Source organism: Acinetobacter gandensis (assembly GCF_001678755.1).
Classification (GTDB): domain Bacteria; phylum Pseudomonadota; class Gammaproteobacteria; order Pseudomonadales; family Moraxellaceae; genus Acinetobacter; species Acinetobacter gandensis.
Genome location: NZ_LZDS01000025.1, coordinates 273,479 through 292,850, shown reverse-complemented (window position 1 = coordinate 292,850; position 19,372 = coordinate 273,479). Strand labels below are relative to the sequence as shown.

At 40.6% G+C, this 19,372-nt stretch carries 19 protein-coding genes; 6 read left to right on the top strand and 13 right to left on the bottom strand.

What is annotated here, in order from left to right:
- Positions 1-186: 186 nt before the first annotated feature.
- The 6 genes from A9J31_RS09975 to hflX all read right to left on the bottom strand — a co-directional run bounded on the left by A9J31_RS09975 (position 187) and on the right by hflX (position 4,494).
- Positions 187-633, bottom strand: coding sequence for a DUF2147 domain-containing protein (locus tag A9J31_RS09975; RefSeq protein ID WP_067764983.1), 447 nt, complete (start codon positions 631-633; stop codon positions 187-189).
- 140 nt (positions 634-773) lie between these two features.
- On the bottom strand, positions 774-1,223 hold the full coding sequence (locus A9J31_RS09970) for a DUF2147 domain-containing protein (RefSeq protein WP_081410310.1): 450 nt from the start codon (positions 1,221-1,223) through the stop codon (positions 774-776).
- Between the two features lie 58 nt (positions 1,224-1,281).
- A complete protein-coding gene (locus tag A9J31_RS09965) occupies positions 1,282-1,734 on the bottom strand; it encodes a DUF2147 domain-containing protein (RefSeq protein WP_373684997.1) in 453 nt (150 codons plus the stop codon).
- 324 nt (positions 1,735-2,058) lie between these two features.
- A complete protein-coding gene (locus tag A9J31_RS09960; RefSeq protein WP_067764977.1) occupies positions 2,059-2,733 on the bottom strand; it encodes an LrgB family protein in 675 nt (224 codons plus the stop codon).
- A 14-nt stretch (positions 2,734-2,747) separates the two neighbouring features.
- On the bottom strand, positions 2,748-3,119 hold the full coding sequence (locus A9J31_RS09955) for a hypothetical protein (protein WP_067764974.1): 372 nt from the start codon (positions 3,117-3,119) through the stop codon (positions 2,748-2,750).
- A 34-nt stretch (positions 3,120-3,153) separates the two neighbouring features.
- Positions 3,154-4,494, bottom strand: coding sequence for a ribosome rescue GTPase HflX (hflX, locus tag A9J31_RS09950; protein WP_067764971.1), 1,341 nt, complete (start codon positions 4,492-4,494; stop codon positions 3,154-3,156).
- A 382-nt stretch (positions 4,495-4,876) separates the two neighbouring features.
- Here hflX and A9J31_RS09940 point away from each other — a divergent pair, with 382 nt between their 5' ends.
- Entirely contained in the window at positions 4,877-5,710 is an 834-nt protein-coding gene (locus A9J31_RS09940) for a lysophospholipid acyltransferase family protein (protein ID WP_067765047.1), read from the top strand.
- Positions 5,711-5,744: 34 nt separating this feature from the next.
- Here A9J31_RS09940 and A9J31_RS09935 read toward each other — a convergent pair whose 3' ends face one another.
- Positions 5,745-7,364, bottom strand: coding sequence for a phospholipase D family protein (locus tag A9J31_RS09935; RefSeq protein WP_067764965.1), 1,620 nt, complete (start codon positions 7,362-7,364; stop codon positions 5,745-5,747).
- A gap of 102 nt (positions 7,365-7,466) precedes the next feature.
- On the opposite strand from A9J31_RS09935, the gene A9J31_RS09930 reads away from it, so the two are divergent.
- Positions 7,467-8,477 carry a metallophosphoesterase gene (locus A9J31_RS09930; protein WP_067764962.1) on the top strand — a complete coding sequence of 337 codons (1,011 nt, stop codon included), beginning with the start codon at positions 7,467-7,469 and terminating at the stop codon, positions 8,475-8,477.
- Positions 8,478-8,622: 145 nt separating this feature from the next.
- Here the strand turns inward: A9J31_RS09930 and A9J31_RS09925 are convergent, their stop codons facing one another.
- Both A9J31_RS09925 and trhA read right to left on the bottom strand, forming a co-directional pair.
- The gene (locus A9J31_RS09925) at positions 8,623-9,936 is read right to left on the bottom strand and encodes an MFS transporter (RefSeq protein WP_067764959.1); all 1,314 of its coding nucleotides are present in this window, start codon (positions 9,934-9,936) and stop codon (positions 8,623-8,625) included.
- A gap of 145 nt (positions 9,937-10,081) precedes the next feature.
- Entirely contained in the window at positions 10,082-10,723 is a 642-nt protein-coding gene (gene trhA, locus A9J31_RS09920; protein WP_067764956.1) for a PAQR family membrane homeostasis protein TrhA, read from the bottom strand.
- A gap of 107 nt (positions 10,724-10,830) precedes the next feature.
- On the opposite strand from trhA, the gene A9J31_RS09915 reads away from it, so the two are divergent.
- Positions 10,831-12,057 carry a class I SAM-dependent methyltransferase gene (locus tag A9J31_RS09915; RefSeq protein ID WP_067764953.1) on the top strand — a complete coding sequence of 409 codons (1,227 nt, stop codon included), beginning with the start codon at positions 10,831-10,833 and terminating at the stop codon, positions 12,055-12,057.
- A 9-nt stretch (positions 12,058-12,066) separates the two neighbouring features.
- Complete coding sequence (locus A9J31_RS09910) at positions 12,067-12,492, top strand: GNAT family N-acetyltransferase (protein WP_067764950.1); 426 nt, start codon at positions 12,067-12,069, stop codon at positions 12,490-12,492.
- Positions 12,493-12,571: 79 nt separating this feature from the next.
- Here the strand turns inward: A9J31_RS09910 and A9J31_RS09905 are convergent, their stop codons facing one another.
- The 3 genes from A9J31_RS09905 to A9J31_RS09895 all read right to left on the bottom strand — a co-directional run bounded on the left by A9J31_RS09905 (position 12,572) and on the right by A9J31_RS09895 (position 16,423).
- On the bottom strand, positions 12,572-12,910 hold the full coding sequence (locus A9J31_RS09905) for a hypothetical protein (protein WP_067764947.1): 339 nt from the start codon (positions 12,908-12,910) through the stop codon (positions 12,572-12,574).
- 163 nt (positions 12,911-13,073) lie between these two features.
- Positions 13,074-15,206 carry a 3-hydroxyacyl-CoA dehydrogenase NAD-binding domain-containing protein gene (locus tag A9J31_RS09900; RefSeq protein ID WP_067764944.1) on the bottom strand — a complete coding sequence of 711 codons (2,133 nt, stop codon included), beginning with the start codon at positions 15,204-15,206 and terminating at the stop codon, positions 13,074-13,076.
- An 11-nt stretch (positions 15,207-15,217) separates the two neighbouring features.
- Positions 15,218-16,423, bottom strand: coding sequence for an acetyl-CoA C-acetyltransferase (locus A9J31_RS09895; RefSeq protein ID WP_067764941.1), 1,206 nt, complete (start codon positions 16,421-16,423; stop codon positions 15,218-15,220).
- 265 nt (positions 16,424-16,688) lie between these two features.
- On the opposite strand from A9J31_RS09895, the gene A9J31_RS15605 reads away from it, so the two are divergent.
- Complete coding sequence (locus A9J31_RS15605; RefSeq protein WP_245668224.1) at positions 16,689-16,976, top strand: hypothetical protein; 288 nt, start codon at positions 16,689-16,691, stop codon at positions 16,974-16,976.
- 12 nt (positions 16,977-16,988) lie between these two features.
- On the opposite strand, the gene A9J31_RS09885 is transcribed toward A9J31_RS15605, so the two are convergent.
- A complete protein-coding gene (locus A9J31_RS09885; protein ID WP_067765044.1) occupies positions 16,989-17,999 on the bottom strand; it encodes an AraC family transcriptional regulator in 1,011 nt (336 codons plus the stop codon).
- A 211-nt stretch (positions 18,000-18,210) separates the two neighbouring features.
- Here A9J31_RS09885 and A9J31_RS09880 point away from each other — a divergent pair, with 211 nt between their 5' ends.
- Positions 18,211-19,329, top strand: coding sequence for a CaiB/BaiF CoA transferase family protein (locus tag A9J31_RS09880; RefSeq protein WP_067764935.1), 1,119 nt, complete (start codon positions 18,211-18,213; stop codon positions 19,327-19,329).
- The last annotated feature ends 43 nt before the right edge of the window (positions 19,330-19,372 follow it).

Below are 19,372 nucleotides of genomic sequence, written 5' to 3'. Positions count from 1 at the left end.
CCGTAAACAAGAAAGAACATAGTACAAGTAATAATTTCTTAAACATCTTCGCTTATTCCCCTAAAAGCTTTTAAGAATGCGCTAGTATGTTAGAAACTTTAGTGGAATAGTCAACTTTATTTTTGTAATTTAATCATTCACTTATAAAGAAGCCGCCTTAAAGGCGGCTCTAAATTTTAACACTTTTTAGTCTTGGCGAATCCAAGTTTGATTGCGACCTAATACAGACACACCGATACTAGCGCGAATGGTCAAGCGCTTCCCTGTACCATTTAGACGAATTTTTGCGTCGTAAATTTTACCTGAAAGTGGGTCAATAATACGGCCTTTAGCATAATTTTTGCTGTTATCGACCTGCTTTAAACCGCGGATAATTTCCATACCTAAAATCGGTTGGTTGGTATATGGTGCAGGACATTTATTACAGGTTCTTTGTGGTGTATAGCCTGGGCGAGGTGTAATTTTTATAATTTTGCCGGTAAAGGTGTTATTGGATTCTTTCTCAATGGTAATAATGGCTTTAGCAGCACCAGTTTTATCATCAATCTGTTGCCAAGTTCCTGTGATATCGTTTGCAAATGCGGATACCGTAAACAAGAAAGAACATAGTACAAGTAATAATTTCTTAAACATCTTCGCTTATTCCCCTAAAAGCTTTTAAGAATGCGCTAGTATGTTAGAAACTTTAGTGGAATAGTCAACTTTATTTTTGTAATTTAATCATTCACTTATAAATAAGCCGCCTTAAAGGCGGCTCTAAATTTCAACACTTTTTAGTCTTGGCGAATCCACGTTTGACTACGACCTAAGGCTGAAACGCCCATATAGCCACGCAGAGTTAATCGTTTACCATTGGCATTAATACGAACTTTTGCATCGTAAATTTTGCCTGCTAATGGATCAATCACACGACCTTTATCGTAATTATTGGTGCCTTGAACATGCTTCAGGCCAGTTAAAATATCCATACCTAAAATTGGTTTATTGGTATAAGGTGCTGGGCAGTTGTTACACGTGTCACGAGGCGTATAACCAGGACGTGGTGTTACTTTGACAATTTTACCTGTAAATGTCCCATTACTATCTTTGCGGATTTCAATAATTGCTTTAGGTGAGCCTGTTTTATCGTCGATTTGTTGCCAAGTACCTAACAAATCTTGTGCGAAGGCAGAACTACCCATCATGGCAGCTAAGAATAAGAACCCCGCTTTAAATTTTTTCATCATTTTATCCCTGATAAGATTAGGTATTCACCTAAAAATGTAACGATTTAAATTTGTATTAGTCCGCGCGAATCCACGTTTGGGTACGACCAATCGCAGAAATACCAAGGTAACCGCGCAAGTGAAGTCGTTTTCCATTAGCAGAAATTTTGCCTTTTAGACTATAAATTTTGCCTGTAAGTGGGTCTAAAATTTTGCCTTGTGAATATGAGTTTTCACCTTCAAGTTTCAAATTTTTAAAGACATCCATGCCTAAAATAGGTTGATTGGTATAAGGTGCTGGGCAATTTACACATTTCTCTTTAGGGGTATAACCCGGACGAGGTGTGATTTTGACAATCTTACCGGTATAGCTATCCTTGGCGTCTTTACGAACTTCAATTAACGCTTTTGGTGAGCCAGTTTTATCATCAATTTGTTGCCACGTGCCTGTAAGGTCTTGTGCATAAAGTGTAGAACAGCTAAAAAGTAAACCGAGTGCACCTGCCGAAATCAACTTTTTCACCATCATATTTCTAATCCTTTATCAATATAGTTTATGGTTGTTTATTGAACATCTTAGGTAAAAAAACAATCTAGAGCAACTCATCTAAGACGAATTATTCACTTTATTTATGTGAAATATGTCATTAGACACATTTTAAAATCAAAAGCTCAGACCCCAATGAATAAATTAATGGATTCGTAAAGAGTTAAGCTTTTGCTTTAATTGCAGCAGCGATCTTTCGTAATAGCTAAACGTTGCTGCAATATTCAATCTAGTCAATGGTAGATTGCTATTTTGATCATAAGTGTATTTTTTATACAAAACAATCATTTAAAATTGATTTATCAGTCACATTCTTTGTAAAAAGAGTATGAATGTTGGCAACCATATAGCAGTAAACACTGCATTGACTGCCATGCCAAAAGCAGCATAACGTCCAGCAATACTGCCACGTTGCCATGCTTGAGCTGTGCCTATGGCATGTGCCGCAAGGCCTAGGGCTAAACCTGATGCGCGTTCGTCATGAATATTTTTGAGCAGTAAGGGAGAAAAGGCAGCACCGATCACCCCGGATAAAATCACAATGAGAATGACTAAGGGGATAGGAGAGTGCAATAAAGTTGCAATGTTAATCGCAATGGGTGTGGTGACTGCGCGCGTAGCAAAAGCCATGATTGTTGGATCAGAAAGATGGAGTAAATAAGCCAAGCCCATTGGGAGTGCAACGGCACTGATGCTGGCGAAGACTAAAATACTCACCACTGCTTTGAGTGGAAGATCGTCATAACGCATGGCTGCAAGTGGGATAGCTAAAGCGACGGTGACATATCCCAAGAGATGATTAAACAATGGATTGACTTGAGCCATATATTGCTCATAAGGAATGCCAAAGATAAACAGCAAAGCGATGACAAAAAACATTCCAATAACAATAACTGGAATTTGCGGAAATTTTTTATTGATGGGCTTTGCACAGATATATGCAATAAAAGTTAAAAAGAATCCATAAACGATTGCAAGCATGAATTAACGTCCTGTTATAACCATTTTTTTGCCATTTTTGCGTAAACCCAAAGCGGGATGAGTGTGCTGAGTACCATAACCACTAAAAAGAGGGGTATCTCTGCGCCCATGTGTACCAGCATTAATAATGATCCTGCACTAATTGGCAAAAAGGCAAAGGCACTTTCCTTCATGATTTTGTTATTGGTATCCACGATTCGTGCAGGAATTTTATGCACTTTTCTCCAAATAACGAGCACAATTAACAAGGCGATCAAGCCAACTAAATTCCCCAATTCTGGATGATCTAATTGGCTCATGAGCCAAACTGCACCTTCTCTAAAAAGAATAATCAGTGCAATCGTTGCCAACCAAGCTTTCCAATCTATTGTTTTGATCCAATCCATTTTGATCTTTCGTTAAAATTTTACTTATCACGTTTTAACCGATTTGATCATCAATTTCAAATGCTTTAAGTAGACGTTTAAATTGTTCTGCCTGCGCACCTAAAATTTCGTCTATTGGTAAATGCGCCTGTTTGATCAGTTGTTCAAGCTTATGAGGCGCAATAATGACATGTAGAATTAAATTCCCTTGCTCATCATAATTTTCGGTTTGGATCACATTCAGTGCATATAATTGCGTACGTAATTTGCCATAAGCTGGTTTGAGAGTGAGCTCAAAACTTTGGATTTGTCCCATTAAACATTCTTGCACGGCCTGGCGTAAAAGTGGCAAACCTTGGGAACTATGTGCAGATACATAAACACGGTCGGGAAGATGTGGTTTTGCATAAATGATTTTTGCATCTTCGCCACTGACATCAATTTTATTATAGACACGTAAGATAGGCACATCAGCGCCAATTTCTTTCAGCACTTTTTCAACGGCTTCAATTTGTTCCAACATATCGGGGCTACTTGAATCAATGACATGAAGGAGCAATGACGCTTCAAGGGTTTCTTCTAATGTTGCTTTAAAAGACTCTACTAAAGAGTGGGACAGATTACGAACGAAACCTACAGTATCTGCTAATACAAGGTTACCTATGCCATCCCAATGTAAACGTCTTAATGTGGGGTCAAGGGTGGCAAACAACTGATCGGCGGCATACACATCACTTTTTGCCAAAATGTTGAATAGGGTTGATTTACCTGCATTGGTATAACCGACCAATGAAACAGTTGGAACAGCCGCTTTTTGCCGTGCGACACGTCCTTGAATACGTGTTTGGCGAACCTTTTCTAATTTGGCTTTTAATTGCCCCATACGTAATTTAAGTAAGCGTCTGTCAGTTTCAAGTAGGGTTTCACCTGGGCCGCGTAAACCAATACCGCCTTTTTGGCTATCAAGGTCACCACGACTACGAATGAGACGAGATGCCATATGTTGTAACTGTGCTAATTCGACTTGTAACTTACCTTCATAGGTACGTGCACGTTGGGCAAAAATGTCTAAAATTAGTTCGGTGCGATCAACCACACGGCATTTCATAATCCGTTCAAGATTACGTGCCTGAGCTGGCGTCAAGGAATGGTCGAAAATGACCAACTCGGCTTCCAATTGTTGCACAATTTCAGCAATTTCTTCAGCTTTACCTGAACCAATAAATAGTTTTGCGTCAGGCTTAATTCGTTGTGCATGAATATGTTCGAGTATTTCTGCGCCTGCAGATTGAGCTAGTAAGTGGAATTCTTCGGCATCAAGGTCATGAAGCATTTGCACAGCGACGCTGACCAAAATAATGCGTTCTTTACTTTGATGTTGATTAAAATTTTCCACTCAGGCATTACTCCTATCTAAAGGGGTATTTTAGGCGAAAAATGAGATCGAAAGTAAATTACTATATAGACTGCCGATTAAAAGTTTTGGAAACTCAAAGCAAGTAATAGCAGAGCTGAGCAGTACATTAGAACTAAACCACCAATGCTTTTGAGCGCATCCCAACTTGAAATTTCTGATGGGGTCTCTGAGGAATTGTTCATGAAATTTTTAATCCATAAAAGCGATGGGTTTATAGTAAGTAATTTTTTAAAACGATTAAAATGGGGAAATATTATCTTTAGCTTCGGTTTTTATGATCAATGCAAATTAAATCACTTCAGTATACTATGAGGAAAAATCAAGCCGATGATTGGCACAGCGTAATTTTAGTGATCCGTATATGAAGCAAGTTCAAAGCACAAACACAACTCAGATCAATGCTTTTTCAAAAATTTATCTTTATTGTAAAAAAGTCTGTGCGGCTGTCGTAGCGGTGTCGCAGGGATTTTATTTGGTTTTCCGTCATCAGCTTTATAAAGATCCGAACAATCCTAAAAATACCCGTTATGTACAATACTTCTGCCGTAAGCTATGCAAAGTGTTTAATATTGATGTCAAAGTTCATGGTGAAATCCCACGTCAGCCTGCACTTTGGGTGAGTAATCATATTTCGTGGTTGGACGTTGCTGTATTGGGTTCGGGAGCGCGTGTATTCTTTTTAGCCAAAGCAGAAATTGAGAAATGGCCAGTACTCGGTAAATTGGCAAAGGGTGGTGGGACACTGTTTATTAAGCGTGGTTCAGGTGACTCTATTAAAATTAAAGAACAGATCACTGAGTTTTTAAAGCAGGACAGTCCCGTTCTGTTTTTCCCTGAAGCCACCACTTCAGATGGCACAAAAATTAAAAAAGTGCATGGTCGTTTATTGGGTTCCGCCATAGATGCGGGGCGACCGGTACAGATTTGTTTGATTTGTTATGTCAATCAGCTGGGGGAATTAGACAAAGTTGCGCCTTATATTGATGATTTAAGTTTTGATCGGCATGTGCGAAATGTCTTAGAAATGCCGAATGTCACAGCACATTTATTAACTTTGCCTGCCATAGATTCTACAGGGCATACGGTAGAATCACTGACACGTGAAGTTCAAGAGAAAATGACCGAAGGCTTAAAGCAACTTCAAGCACAGGTATTAAAAGCACCAATTTCTCTTGAGGAATCAACTGAAATTTAGGTTGAATACACCATTTTGCAAGGCTAAGTGTTATTTACATGAAGCCTTCAACGGGTAGCCAAGAAATAAACTTCATTCCTGCTTTTTGCCACCATTTCATTTTAGGTTCGTGGGTATAAGTTCGAATATTTCCATTCGACAGTTTGATTTTCCAATTAATATTTTGGTCTGCATTGAGCACTAATTTATAGGCATACTTACTTAGATTTTCATCCATGGTGTAGTGGACGGCACGTGCGAGGCTTGGGCTGTTGAGGAGTACGCCAATTTCAGTATTTAAATAAGCAGAACGCGGATCAAAGTTAAATGAGCCGATAAAGACTTGTTTTTCATCTAAGGCCATCAGTTTTGCATGTAAACTTGAGCGACTTAATCCCTTCATACTTACTTTTGATTTTTCAGCAATTTCTTTGGTATTGGTATTGAGGTTTTCAGAATCTGGGGTTGATAAAAATTCATACAGCTGGACATCATGCTCGAGTAGATCTTGACGGTATTTACTATAAAAAGCATGTACAAGGGGAACGTCATTGGCTTGGAATGAATTGGTTAATACACGAACGTTAACACCATCTGCACTGAGTTTTTTTAGACGTTCTGCGCCTTCTTTTTCAGGGACAAAATAAGCAGACACAATATCAACACTTTGTGTAGGTTTATCCAAACGATTCAACAGCTGAAAGTTGAGATGTTCTTCTTTTTTGGCTTTGGCTTTAATTTTACTAGGTGAGTCTTTGACGACTTCTGCTTTGACCCAGTCAAATTGAATTTTATTATTTAACCACTCGTCAAATGAATGTGAACGGTTGGCTAAATCCAGATAATTTACCACAGTCGCTTCTTGGTTATAGTCAGCCAATTGCTGCTTAAGCCCTTCATAGCGCAAAGTATAGTGACGAGGGTTGACCAGTTGGCGTACAGGGAATGCATAATCATCATTCCAATATTCATCAAAGGAGTGAATGATTTCATCTGAAGCAGCACCAACTAACATGACATCCACATCTGAAAACTGGTAGTTATCACTGACGTTATAATATTGGTTGCTCATATTGCGCCCACCAATTAAGGCTATTTGGTTGTCTGCAATAAAGCTTTTATTGTGCATACGTCGATTAATACGTTTTAAATCTAGTACCATATCCATGGCACGGAAATGACGGAAGCGGTACGGGTTGTATAGGCGAACATCAATATTGGTGTGCTGATCGAGTGCCATATAAATGCCTTCCATTTTCTTGGCATTATTGTCATCGACCAATAAACGTACTTTTACACCGCGATCCGCAGCTTGAATCAGCGCATGTAAGGCCAATGAACCAATTTTATCGTTATCCCAGATGTAATATTGTAGATCTAAGCTTTTTTCAGCTTTGTTGATGAGCTCAATACGTGCCGCCAAAGCTTCAAGTGGATCATATAACACATGGTAACCCGTTAAATCGGGATTTTGAGAACGTAAAGGCAGTACAATTTTGGCTAAGGTTGTGTCATTAGTTGGAGTGTGGAAAGCATTGTCAACAGGTTGTGTTGGCTGCTTTGGCAGCGTGGTACAAGCTGGTAAGGTGAAAACCAAGCTACAACTAAGCAAAACAGCTTTATAGTGTGACTGTATAAATGGTGTTTTTTGCTGAATTTGTGCGGCTGGGTTCATGCTGACTGGATACTAAAAAATTTGATTTGAGTATAAGTGTCAGCTGTGAAAAGATAAATATATAGACAGATTTTCCGATCAGACAAATTGTAGAGCAAATGTATGTGGGAATTAAATTCCGTAGTGTTGTATTTTTATCTAGCTTTGGGTGTGCTCGCAATTTGGGCTATTTCACAAGCGTGGCTAAGTCAATCTCGCACGGAAACGATTCATCCTTTTAAAGCTTTTATCCATTTACTGGCCTTCTATCTTTCATATCTACTGATTCCTTTATTTTTCTTTAGCTTCTATGCGGGTTGGAGTGGTTACTATTCATTGCATGAAGCGATATTTGTCGGTCTGATTACGGGTGTACTGTGTTATGCGCGTTTTATTGAGCCGCATATGGTGAGGGTACAAAAGCGTCAATATAAGTTGCATGAAGATCGGAATTTACTCAAACCTGTTCGTATTGCTTTAATTGGTGATCTGCACATTGGTCTATTTTCAGGGCATGAACGCCAGCTCAAAATTATTGTTGATAAGATTAATGCACAAAACCCTGATTTGGTTGTGGTTGCAGGGGACTGGACATATGAACCTGAAAATAAGTTAGTAGAAGAGCTTTCAGTACTCAAAAAAATTGTCGCACCAATTTATTCGGTAAATGGTAATCATGATGAACAATACCCAGGGCCGCCCATTCAGGAATTATTGAAGCAAGCTTTGAGTACGAATAATGTGGTTGATATAGAAGGACAGGTCGTGGAGTTTAATGAATTCCGCTTGCTTGGAATTGGAGATTTATGGGCGGGTAAAGCCGATATGCGTTATTTACCTGAGCTGCCACAAGATAAACCTTGGCTAATTCTTTCGCATAATCCTGATACGGTTGATATGGTACCGAAACTTCCTAGACGCCCACTAATGCTTTCAGGACATACCCATGGTGGACAGGTTGAACTACCATGGTTAACGGATTATGTCATGAAAAAAGTATCAATATTGGGGCATAAAAAAGGGCTGTATCAGCATGAAAATGCCGATGTATTTGTGACAGTTGGAACAGGTATGGTTGGTGTGCCATTTCGGTTTCGTGTACCGCCAACAATTGATATTATTGAATTAATTTAAAGATAAACGGTATTGGTGATCGTGAACTGTTTGAAGATACTTATCAGCTGATGATGGAAGATTTACAGCAAAGCTAAGCGATCGTTGATTGTAACAGACATAAAAAAGCCAGCTTTAAAGCTGGCTTTTTTATTGTGGAATCGGATTAAACCTGATTATTCACATCATCATTTTTCGTTTCACGAATCAGCAAGAATGCAACAAGTGAAAGAATTGAAGCTGCAGTTAGGTAATAACCTACTGCATATAAACCATAGCCAGTCGCAAGTTTAGTTGCGATGAGTGGCGCAAATGACGCACCAAAAATACCAGCCATGTTAAAGGTTAGCGCTGAACCTGTATAACGTACAGATGTTGGAAAAATTTCAGACAATACTGTACCAATTGGACCATAAGTTAAGCCCATGATCGCAAGACCAATACATAGGAATAAGAACACCATCGCGGTACTACCAGACTCAAGCATACTTGAGAAAACTAGACCAAATAATGCTGAAACTACACACACCGCAATAGACGTTGCTTTACGACCAAATTTCTCAGCAAATACAGCAGAAAGTGGAATGAATGCTGCGAAACAAAGTGTTGCTACAAGTTGAAGTTTTAAGAATTCTTCACGTGTATAACCAAGCTGTGTTGTGCCCCATTGTAAAGCAAACACAGTCGTTAAATAGAACACAACGAACGTACAAATAGCTGCAATCGTACCAAGAATTAACATACCCCAATGCTTAGTGATAACTTCTTTGAATGGAATGTTAACTTCTTTCTGCTTATCCAATACTTTTTGGAATGCAGGTGTTTCATGTAATTTTAGACGAATCCAAAGACCAACGATTACCAGTAATGCACTGGCAATAAATGGAATACGCCAGCCCCATTGCATAAACTCAGCTTCAGACATGAAGTGACCGAGGGTCAAGAATGAACCTGTTGCAAGAATAAAGCCGATGGGTGCACCCAATTGAGGGAACATACCGTACCAAGCACGTTTACCTTCTGGTGCATTTTCGGTAGCAAGTAATACCGCACCTGACCATTCACCGCCTAATCCTAAACCTTGACCTAAACGACATAGTGCAAGTAACAACGGTGCCACAATACCAATTTGAGCATAAGTTGGAAGTAAACCGATACATACGGTTGAGATACCCATGGTCAGCAATGCAGCGACTAAGGTTGCCTTACGGCCAATACGGTCACCTAAATGACCGAAGAATGCAGCACCAATTGGACGTGCAATGAACGCGATTGCAAAAGTTGCCAGCGATTGAATGGTTGCTGTGGTTGGATCTGTACTCGCAGGGAAGAACAGATGCGGGAAGATAATCACAGCTGCAGTAGCATAAATATAGAAATCGAAGAACTCGATTGTTGTACCTACAAGACTTGCTGTAAGTACGCGGAATTTTGAATTTGCGGGTTGCTGTTCCGATGCAGCAGCATTTGAAGACGCCATGGTAGACCTTACACTTACTAAAAATAATTGAACTTAGTTTTAAAAGCGTAATCTTTTTAAAAAAGGCGTAATTTCTTAAAAAAATACGAAATACCAGCTTTCAGGCTGCGGAATTAGGGTCACTAAAGAATGCAGTGTTAGCGGGTTATATCACGTAGAGATAAATCGACAGGAAATGTGATCCTGCACCTATCAATACAAAAATATGCCAGATAGCGTGCGTATATCTTACCTTTTTTAAAGCATAAAACAATGCACCAATGGTGTATGACAGCCCACCAATGATCAGGTAGGTTAAAGCTTGATCAGATAAAAAGCGTTGCATATCATCCATTACCAACAGTGCAAGCCAGCCCATGACCAAATATGCGATTAAGGATATTTTCTGAAAACGGTGAATGAAGATTAACTTGAATAGTGTTCCAATAGCGGCAATGACCCACAAAGCAATCAATAAATAATGTGCTTTGGCTGTTGGAATCGCGATGGCTAGAAATGGCGTATAGGTGCCAGCAATTAAATAGTAGATTGCCGTATGATCGAGTTTTTTGTACAAACCACGACGTTCAGGTGATTCAGCAAAGTGATATAAGCTAGATGCAGAGAACAATAAAATCATACTCAAAGCATATACCCAAAGGGCAAGCCATTGACCCATTGGTAAGTATGAACCTTTTATAATCAATAATATACCAGCGATAAGGGATAAGCCTGCACCGACTGCATGGGTATAGAAATTTAAACGTTCTTCAGCAGGATCATAAGCAGCAACAGTGGGAGTATTCATAGGCGTAATTTTATAATAATTTAAATATACATATGTATAGTAATTCAATTTTGCTTTTGGTGTAAGAAGATTTAAAATTGGGATGCAAATTTATTTAGGTTTTGATTATGTCATCTTTGGCTTCTCCTTCTACGCAAGAGCAGCAATTTCTAGCAGCCTTTCAGCAAGCCATTGAATCTCAGCGGTTTGATCGCATGATTCTCAGTCAGTATAAAGGTGAATTAGAACAATTGGAAAAAATGACCTTGCGAGTCATTTCGCTGCAAGGTGAGCCTGTTTTAAGTTGTTTATATCGTTATAAAACTCAAGATGTAACTAAAAACTATCCAATCGACCAAGCATTGTCACAGGTTGAATCGCTACTTGCATGTTGCAAACAAGCCAATTTGATGACTTTTGAAGAAGAGCTGCAACTGAAAAAGAATAAAAAGAAGGTCATGTTGACCGTCAGTAAAAGCAAGCCGAGTACAACCAATACGCAAAATGCAGATCAACAAGGGCATGATCGTGCTAAACATCGCTATGTTGATCAAGAAAGTTATTTCTTACAGCCACTTGGCATTACAGATGCAAAAGCACAGATTATTCCAAGCATGGCACGCAAGTGGAAACAGATTAATAAATTTGTGGAAATTTTTTCGGGTGCATTGAATCAAATTCAAACTCAAGACCAAGCATTGCGTGTGGTGGATTTTGGTTCAGGTAAAGGTTATCTAACTTTTGCATTGTATGACTATATGGCAAAGCATGGGCAAGTACCATTTATTACGGGGGTGGAACTCAATCCGAAAATGGTCGAGTTTTGCCAATCGGTGGCAGCGCGTTCAGCATTTACACAGCTCGACTTTTTCCAAGGCGATGTGCGTACTTATGCACCAGAACGTCTAGATGTGATGATTGCCTTACATGCCTGCGATGTGGCAACAGATTTTGCGATTCATACAGGTATTCGTTTGAATGCTCAAATGATTATGTGCGCACCATGTTGTCATAAGGAGTTACGTCCACAACTGAAAGCTCCACAAGTACTGGCGCCGATGCTGCAATTTGGCATTCACGCAGGGCAGCAAGCAGAAATGCTTACAGATACCATTCGGGCGTTATTACTGAAAGCCTATGGTTATGAAACCAAAGTCTTTGAGTTTGTCGCATTAGAACATACCAGTAAAAATAAAATGATTTTGGCGACCAAACGCCAAGATTATCAACAGCCAGATGCAGCCGTATTGGCACAAATTAAAGCACTGAAAGAAATGTATGGCATTAAAAAGCATTCCTTGGAATTGCTATTGAATGATCAGTGGGATCAACAAGATATTGGCTGTAAATGCTAAGGAAATGAAATGAGCTCAATGCAAATTGAACATGGAACGTGGCACATGTTAAGGCATGACGCTATGCCAGTTCGTGAACAGGTGTTTATTCAAGAGCAGCACATTGCAGCTAAAGATGAATGGGATGCTGAAGATGCTGTTTCAGTTCATTTTGTCGTGCGTGATGAAACCATTGTGATAGCGACAGCTCGCCTCCTAAGGAACAATAGTATTGGACGAGTTGCCGTATTAGCTACGCATCGTGGGCAAGGGGTTGGTCGTATTTTAATGCAGTACATCATTCAATATGCACAGCAAGAGCATCGTGATTTTTTAAACCTTTCTGCTCAAGTTCATGCCATCGATTTTTATGCCAATTTGGGTTTTGTGCTTGAAGGTGAAGAATATTTAGATTGTGGTATTCCACATATGGATATGCGGATGTCTCTAAACTAAGAAATCGACCTTACTTCAATTAAAAAAAGCGCCTCTCTGTTGAAGCGCTTTTTAATATTGATCTATGAATGCTTAGATATTAGTGACCATGTGTATTGCCAGAAGTCGGCTCTGCACTCGTATCATCCATATGCGCATGTTGTTCTTCAGTCATGTGCATTTCGCTAGCAGTTGCTGTAGATGCTTCTCGTGTAATTTTATCAGCCTGTGCTTTTTGCATCGCTTCTTCAGACATAACAGGTGCATTTTTGAATGCATGCTGTTGGGTATTTTGTTTGTTTTGCTGACTTGGCATATAGTCTGGTTCATTTGAAATAGCGAGCCAGAAAATCAACATAAACAGACCACCTAAAATACAAAAGATAATCAGTGCTTTCCAGCCCCAAGGCGATTTTTCAGGAGATGAATGATCTGTCATAACAACGTACTCAATTGGATAAAGTGAATGCTTAATTGATGTTACTTTATAACATATATTTTGCGTTTCACTGAGTGAAATATATTCGAAATCGATATCAATGTGTGGTCAGGGCATTATGAACATAAAAAAGGAGCCGAAGCTCCTTTAATCGCTTAAAAAATCAAATTTTCTCGCCGCGGGCAATTTTATCTTTCAGCAGTTGTGGTGCCTTAAAGCGTTCACCATATTGTGTCTCGAGTTTTTGGGCACGCAGCAGCGCTTTTTCTAAACCGTATTGATTTAAAAATTGCAGAGCACCGCCAGTCCATGGGGCAAAGCCAATACCAAAAATTGAACCCACATTACCATCAATGGTGGATTCTAAAACGCCTTCTTCCAAACAGCGTAATGTATCGAGTGACTGCACAAACAGGAAGCGATCAATCATTTCCTGTTCAGAAATATCCACCTGTTTCTGCCAGCGGTTTAAACCCTCCCACAGGTGTTTTTTGCCACCTTCAGGGTAGTCATAAAAACCAGCGCCTGCTGCTTTACCTTTGCGTCCTAAGTCATGAATCATGGTTTGAATGACTTCATCTGCGCCAGAGCGTGGTAAATCTTTGCCTTCGGCTTGCAGTGCTTTACGAGTTTCAGCAGCAACATGCTCAGACAAGGTGAGAGAGACTTCATCTTGAATAGCCAAAGGACCCACCGGCATACCTGCTTTGAGGGCTGCCATTTCAATACGAGCAGGGTGAATACCTTCAGCCAACATACGTAAGCCTTCTTGCACAAAGGTGCCAAACACACGACTGGTAAAGAAACCACGGCTGTCATTCACCACAATTGGCGTTTTGCCAATTTGCTGCACAAAGTCATAGGCTTTGGCCAAGGTTTCAGCGGACGTGTTTTTACCTTTTATGATTTCGACCAATTGCATTTTATCAACAGGACTGAAGAAATGCAGACCGATGAATTTCGTTTGATCGTGAGAGGCTTGCGCTAAACCTGAAATCGGTAGGGTAGAGGTATTCGATGCGAATATGCCGTTGTCGTTAAGATGAGTTTCAGCCTCTTGAGTGACTTTGGCTTTAAGCTCAGGGTTTTCAAAGACGGCTTCAATAATCAAGTCACAGCCTTGTAGATCTACGGCGTCGGCGGTTGAATGAATCAGCGCTAATATTTGATCGCGCTTATCTGTACTTAAACGGCCTTGCGAAACTTTTTTATCTAGCAATTTTTGGCTATAGGCTTTGCCTTTTTCAGCATTTTCAATGCTGACATCTTTGAGTACTACAGCAATCCCTTTAGATGCTGTCGCATAGGCGATACCAGCGCCCATCATACCTGCACCTAAAATCCCAACTTTGCTGGCTTGCCATTTTGCAATGTCTTTTGGTCGACTTGCACCTGATTTAATGGCGTTTAGTCCATGCCAAAAAGTACCGATCATGTTCTTAGAAATTTGACCTGTCGCCAAATAGGTGAAGTAACGGGACTCAATTGTTAATGCTGTATCGACATCGACCTGAGCACCTTCAACAGCGGCTGCCATAATTGCCTCAGGCGCAGGGTAGCAGCCTTTGGTTTTATCACGCAGCATGGCAGGAGCAATCGCTAACATTTGTGCTACAGCTGGCGTGGACGGTGTGCCACCTGGAATTTTAAAGCCTTTCACATCAAAAGGCTGCTGTGATTTTGGATTGGCCTTGACCCAAGCAGTGGCTTTGTCCAGCAGTTCTTGTTCAGACTCTGCTGTGTCATGAATCAGTCCAAGTGATTTGGCTTTTTCTACTCCAAATTGTTTGCCTTCCATCAGGAAAGGAAAGGCATTTTGCAGACCGAGTAAGCGAGTCATGCGTACCACGCCGCCGCCGCCCGGTAATAAGCCTAACGTCACTTCAGGTAAACCAAACTTACTTTTTTCATCGTTTAACGCAACACGATAATGACAGCCGAGTGCGAGTTCCCAACCACCCCCGAGTGCTGTGCCATTGAGTGCTGCTGCCACAGGAATGCCACGGGTTTCGATATAACGTAGTTTGGCTTTCATCTCTTCAATCATATTGAAGAATTCAGTCGCATGTTCAGGTGTAGCTTGAATTAGCTCGTCTAAATCACCGCCAGCAAAAAAGGTTTTTTTGGCAGAACGGAAAATAATGCCTGCAATCTCTGTATCTGCCTGAAGCTTTTCAACGGTATCGCTTAGGGCAGTACGGAAATCTGCGTTCATGGTATTGGCAGATTGATTGGGTGAGTCTAAGGTTAGAATGACGATGTTGTCGGCATTTTTTTCAAACTGAATTGCGCTCATTTTTATTCTCCTTATACCAACTCAATAATCGTTGCGATGCCCATACCACCGCCCACACAGAGTGTGGCTAAACCGCGTTTTTTACCTTGACGCTCCAATTCATCGAGCAAGGTGCCTAAAATCATCGCACCTGTTGCACCCAGCGGATGACCTAATGCAATAGCACCGCCATTCACATTGACTTTGGCAGGGTCAACTTTGAGTTCGGTAATAAAACGCATCACTACAGCTGCAAAGGCTTCATTCACTTCAAATAAATCAATATCATCAATTGTTAGGCCTGCTTTGGCTAAAGCTTTACGTGCGGCTGGTGCAGGCCCAGTCAGCATGATGGTTGGATCTGTACCTACCAGTGCTGTAGCTAAAACTTTGGCACGTGGTTTCAAACCTTGTTCTTTCACGGCTTTTTCAGACGCCAGTAGAACGACAGCAGCACCATCTACAATGCCTGATGAGTTTCCTGCATGATGTACATGATTGACTGCACCGACTTCTGGATATTTTTGCAAAGCAATCGCATCAAAGCCCATTTGCCCCATCATGGCGAAGCTAGGATTCAGCTTGCTTAAGCCTTCTGCTGTTGTGGTGGGTTTAATAAATTCATCTTTGGCTAAAATTGTGACGCCAGCTTTATCTGTGACTGGAACGACGGATTGATCAAAATAGCCATTGGCCTGTGCTGCTGCGGCTTTTTGTTGCGAATCTGCAGCAAAAGCATCGACGTCGGCGCGGGTATAGCCGTCAATCGTGGCAATCAAATCTGCACCAATTCCTTGCGGAATAAAATCACAAGCCATGTTGGTCTCAGGATCAAGTGCCCAAGGGCCGCCATCTGAACCCATCGGTACACGTGACATCGATTCAACACCGCCTGCGACGATTAAATCCTCCCAGCCTGAACGAACTTTTTGTGCCGCTAAATTGACCGCTTCTAAACCGGATGCACAAAAGCGGTTAATTTGAACGCCAGCCACATCATTGTCCCAACCTGCTGCAATCGCGGCAGTTTTAGCAATATCTGCACCTTGATCACCAATCGGGGTGACACAGCCCAAAACAATGTCATCCACTGCGGACGTGTCAAACTGGTGACGGCTTTGTAATTCGTTGAGTAACCCTGTCAATAAGCTGATCGGTTTCACTTGATGCAGTGAACCGTCTTTTTTCCCTTTGCCGCGCGGTGTGCGAATGGCGTCAATGATGTAAGCCTCGCTCATAATCCTGTCCCTATATGCATTGAAATTTTTATTGGTTTTTTGAGTGTACGGATTAATTACAAGAGTGCAATGACAAGAACGGATCAGATCATTTGAGCTTTTTGGTCAACTATTTTTAAGAGAATCAAGCAAAATGGAATCGATACAATGTGTTTTTTATTAGAATGATTTAGCTTCCAAATCGACCAATGCGCTTATAAACATGTTGTAATCATTTGGAACACATATCGCAAATAAAGAAATCATGCAAAATTGCGCAAAAAAAATGTTGAAAGTAGCAGCTTGGATTGTGCTGATCGTGTGTTTGGGTTTTGCTTTAATGATCGGTTTTTATATCTATATGATTTACGGAATTCACCCGTCAGATGAAGGAACGGGTGGGTTAGCTTGTGAATATGATCGAAACTTTCAGGTCACCAAAGCAGAGATGCATTGGATTCAGAATGGAAAACGAGTGATTACCCCAGTTGATCCAGTGCTTTGTCAAAGAGACCGCTCAGATTTCCCCAATAAAAAACCTGATCGAAATCAGGTTTTTGCTTTTCTATTTTAAATTAACAGCAGCTTAGTGATAGCCGTGCAGTTGGCGGTATAGGCCTGGTGTCACACCTGTCCATTTTTTAAATGCACGGTGGAATGTACTGGTTTCACTAAAGCCAACTTGTTGCGCGACATCTTCAAGTGTTAAATCTGGATTTAACAACAAGTGAATCGCAGCATCGCGACGTAAGGCATCTTTAACGCCTTGGTAGCTCTTACCCTCGGCAGCCAAGCGGCGGCGTAAGGTTTGTGGAGATAAGTACAGCATAGAGGCCACATCGTTAAGTGTTGGCATTTCCTCACCAATTTGGCTCTTCAACACGTCACGGATACGTGACGTTAAAGAATTGGTATTTTTAAACTTAACAAGTAACTGAGCTGGCGCTGCTTTTAAGAACTCTTCCAAAGTTTCTTCGTTTTGACGAATTGGCAGGTCGAGATAATCAGCAGCAAAGGTAATTTCGGTACGCGGTGCATCAAATTGCATTACGGGTGCAAAGAATAGCGCATCGTATTCATCTGCATGTTCAGGGCGAGCATAACCAAAATGAACACGTTCTAAAGGTAGACGACGTTCAATTAACCATGATGCTAAACCATGCCAAATCATGAGCATACTTTCAGTAATAAAATGATCTGGATCCATGGTTTTTGGAATTTGTGGTACTAGACGTGCTTCATGCTTATCACGTTCTAAAGTTACAGACCATTCATCGCCAAACAATTTGTAGAACTGTGATGAAAGCTCAAGCGCGTCACCAAGGGTCTTCGCATGAATAATCAATTGGCACATGATGGCAAAAGTACCTAAACGACGTGGTTGAATATCAAAACCAACGTGTTCGTCCTGAGTCACCATCCACAACATTTTAATAAAACGTGTGTATTGTTCTGGGGAAATACGTGCTTTGGGCTGGCGTAGAAGTTCGGCTTCAATACCAACATGAGACAATAAAGTTTCGACATCCATGCCGAGACGTTTTACACCTGTTAAGGCTGCATTGACGAAATGGATACTGATCGTATCACGACTCATGTTTAATCCTTCAGTCTCTTTAATGTTCACTAATGCTTGACCTAAATGACGCTAAAAAATGAAATCATGGCAATTTACAACAGCGGTTTTGCCATTTTTACATGGTAAATTGCCGAAACTATCAAGGTAAATGGCTGAACATGACATTGTTTTAATCTTTTTATATTTCTAACATGAATGAAAAATCAACACAAATAGAGTAAAAACTCCAATGGAAGCAGCTTTAAAAGGATTGAAAGTTCTCGATTTTTCTACACTTTTGCCAGGGCCTTTTGCCACCATGTATCTGGCAGACATGGGTGCAGATGTTGTGCATATTGAATCACCGACGCGTCCAGACCTTATTCGAATGATGCCACCTTATGCCAATGGACAGGCGACTTCGCATAGTTATCTCAATCGCAACAAGCAATCCATCGCACTCGATTTAAAACTTTCTGAAAATGTAGAACTGATTAAATCAAAAATTTCTGATTACGACATTGTCTTAGAACAATTCCGTCCCGGTGTGATGCAGCGTTTAGGACTGGGTTATGACACTTTAAGTGAGATCAATCCGCGACTGATTTATTGTTCCATTACAGGTTATGGTCAAAGTGGTCCATATAAAGATAAGGCCGGACACGATATAAATTATCTCGCATTATCTGGTATATCAGGACACAGTGGGCGTATTGACTGTGGACCGCCAGCTTTAGGCGTGCAAATTGCGGATGTGGCGGGTGGTTCATTACATGCTGTCATTGCTATTCTTGCGGCAGTTTATGAACGTGCACGCAGCGGGCAGGGGCAATTTATCGATATTTCCATGACTGATTGTGTAGTCAGTCTCAATAATATGGCAGCTTCAGGTGTTTTGGCCGCAGGTGTCGCCGCAGCACCAGAGCAATCTTATTTAAATGGTGGCAGTTTTTATGATTATTACCAAACAAAAGATGCACGTTATCTATCCATTGGTAGTTTAGAGCCACAATTTACTTCGGGTTTGGCACAGCTTTTAGAACTTCCAATATTGCTTGAAAAAGGCGCTTCATTTGATGCAGATGATCGTAAACAAGTCAAAATGGCAATTCAGGAAAAAATCATCCAACAGGATTTACATCATTGGCTAAGCTTGTTTGAAAATACAGATGTCTGTGTCGAACCGGTACTTCATTTAGATGAAGCATTAGATTCAGCGTTGGCATTGCAACGGGATTGGACGGTCGATGTTCCTTTGGATACAAATTCGGCACAGACAGAACGTCAATTAGCTTGTCCAATAAAGTTTTCTCGCTCACAAAATCGTTATTTGCATGTGGGGCAAAAAATAGGCGAAGGAAAGTGGTAAAAAATACAGAATGTTTTTAATAACTTGGCTATTTTTACCAAGA

Coding starts and splice junctions, on each gene's coding strand:
- A9J31_RS09965 (WP_373684997.1), bottom strand. CDS start 1,734: ATGATGGTGAAAAAGTTGATTTCGGCAGGTGCACTCGGTTTACTTTTT.
- A9J31_RS09960 (WP_067764977.1), bottom strand. CDS start 2,733: ATGCTTGCAATCGTTTATGGATTCTTTTTAACTTTTATTGCATATATC.
- A9J31_RS09885 (WP_067765044.1), bottom strand. CDS start 17,999: ATGAGTCGTGATACGATCAGTATCCATTTCGTCAATGCAGCCTTAACA.
- A9J31_RS09925 (WP_067764959.1), bottom strand. CDS start 9,936: ATGGCGTCTTCAAATGCTGCTGCATCGGAACAGCAACCCGCAAATTCA.
- A9J31_RS09910 (WP_067764950.1), top strand. CDS start 12,067: ATGAGCTCAATGCAAATTGAACATGGAACGTGGCACATGTTAAGGCAT.
- A9J31_RS15605 (WP_245668224.1), top strand. CDS start 16,689: ATGTTGAAAGTAGCAGCTTGGATTGTGCTGATCGTGTGTTTGGGTTTT.
- A9J31_RS09905 (WP_067764947.1), bottom strand. CDS start 12,910: ATGACAGATCATTCATCTCCTGAAAAATCGCCTTGGGGCTGGAAAGCA.
- A9J31_RS09895 (WP_067764941.1), bottom strand. CDS start 16,423: ATGAGCGAGGCTTACATCATTGACGCCATTCGCACACCGCGCGGCAAA.
- A9J31_RS09930 (WP_067764962.1), top strand. CDS start 7,467: ATGTGGGAATTAAATTCCGTAGTGTTGTATTTTTATCTAGCTTTGGGT.
- A9J31_RS09975 (WP_067764983.1), bottom strand. CDS start 633: ATGTTTAAGAAATTATTACTTGTACTATGTTCTTTCTTGTTTACGGTA.
- A9J31_RS09880 (WP_067764935.1), top strand. CDS start 18,211: ATGGAAGCAGCTTTAAAAGGATTGAAAGTTCTCGATTTTTCTACACTT.
- A9J31_RS09940 (WP_067765047.1), top strand. CDS start 4,877: ATGAAGCAAGTTCAAAGCACAAACACAACTCAGATCAATGCTTTTTCA.
- A9J31_RS09915 (WP_067764953.1), top strand. CDS start 10,831: ATGTCATCTTTGGCTTCTCCTTCTACGCAAGAGCAGCAATTTCTAGCA.
- A9J31_RS09970 (WP_081410310.1), bottom strand. CDS start 1,223: ATGAAAAAATTTAAAGCGGGGTTCTTATTCTTAGCTGCCATGATGGGT.
- trhA (WP_067764956.1), bottom strand. CDS start 10,723: ATGAATACTCCCACTGTTGCTGCTTATGATCCTGCTGAAGAACGTTTA.
- A9J31_RS09955 (WP_067764974.1), bottom strand. CDS start 3,119: ATGGATTGGATCAAAACAATAGATTGGAAAGCTTGGTTGGCAACGATT.
- A9J31_RS09900 (WP_067764944.1), bottom strand. CDS start 15,206: ATGAGCGCAATTCAGTTTGAAAAAAATGCCGACAACATCGTCATTCTA.
- A9J31_RS09935 (WP_067764965.1), bottom strand. CDS start 7,364: ATGAACCCAGCCGCACAAATTCAGCAAAAAACACCATTTATACAGTCA.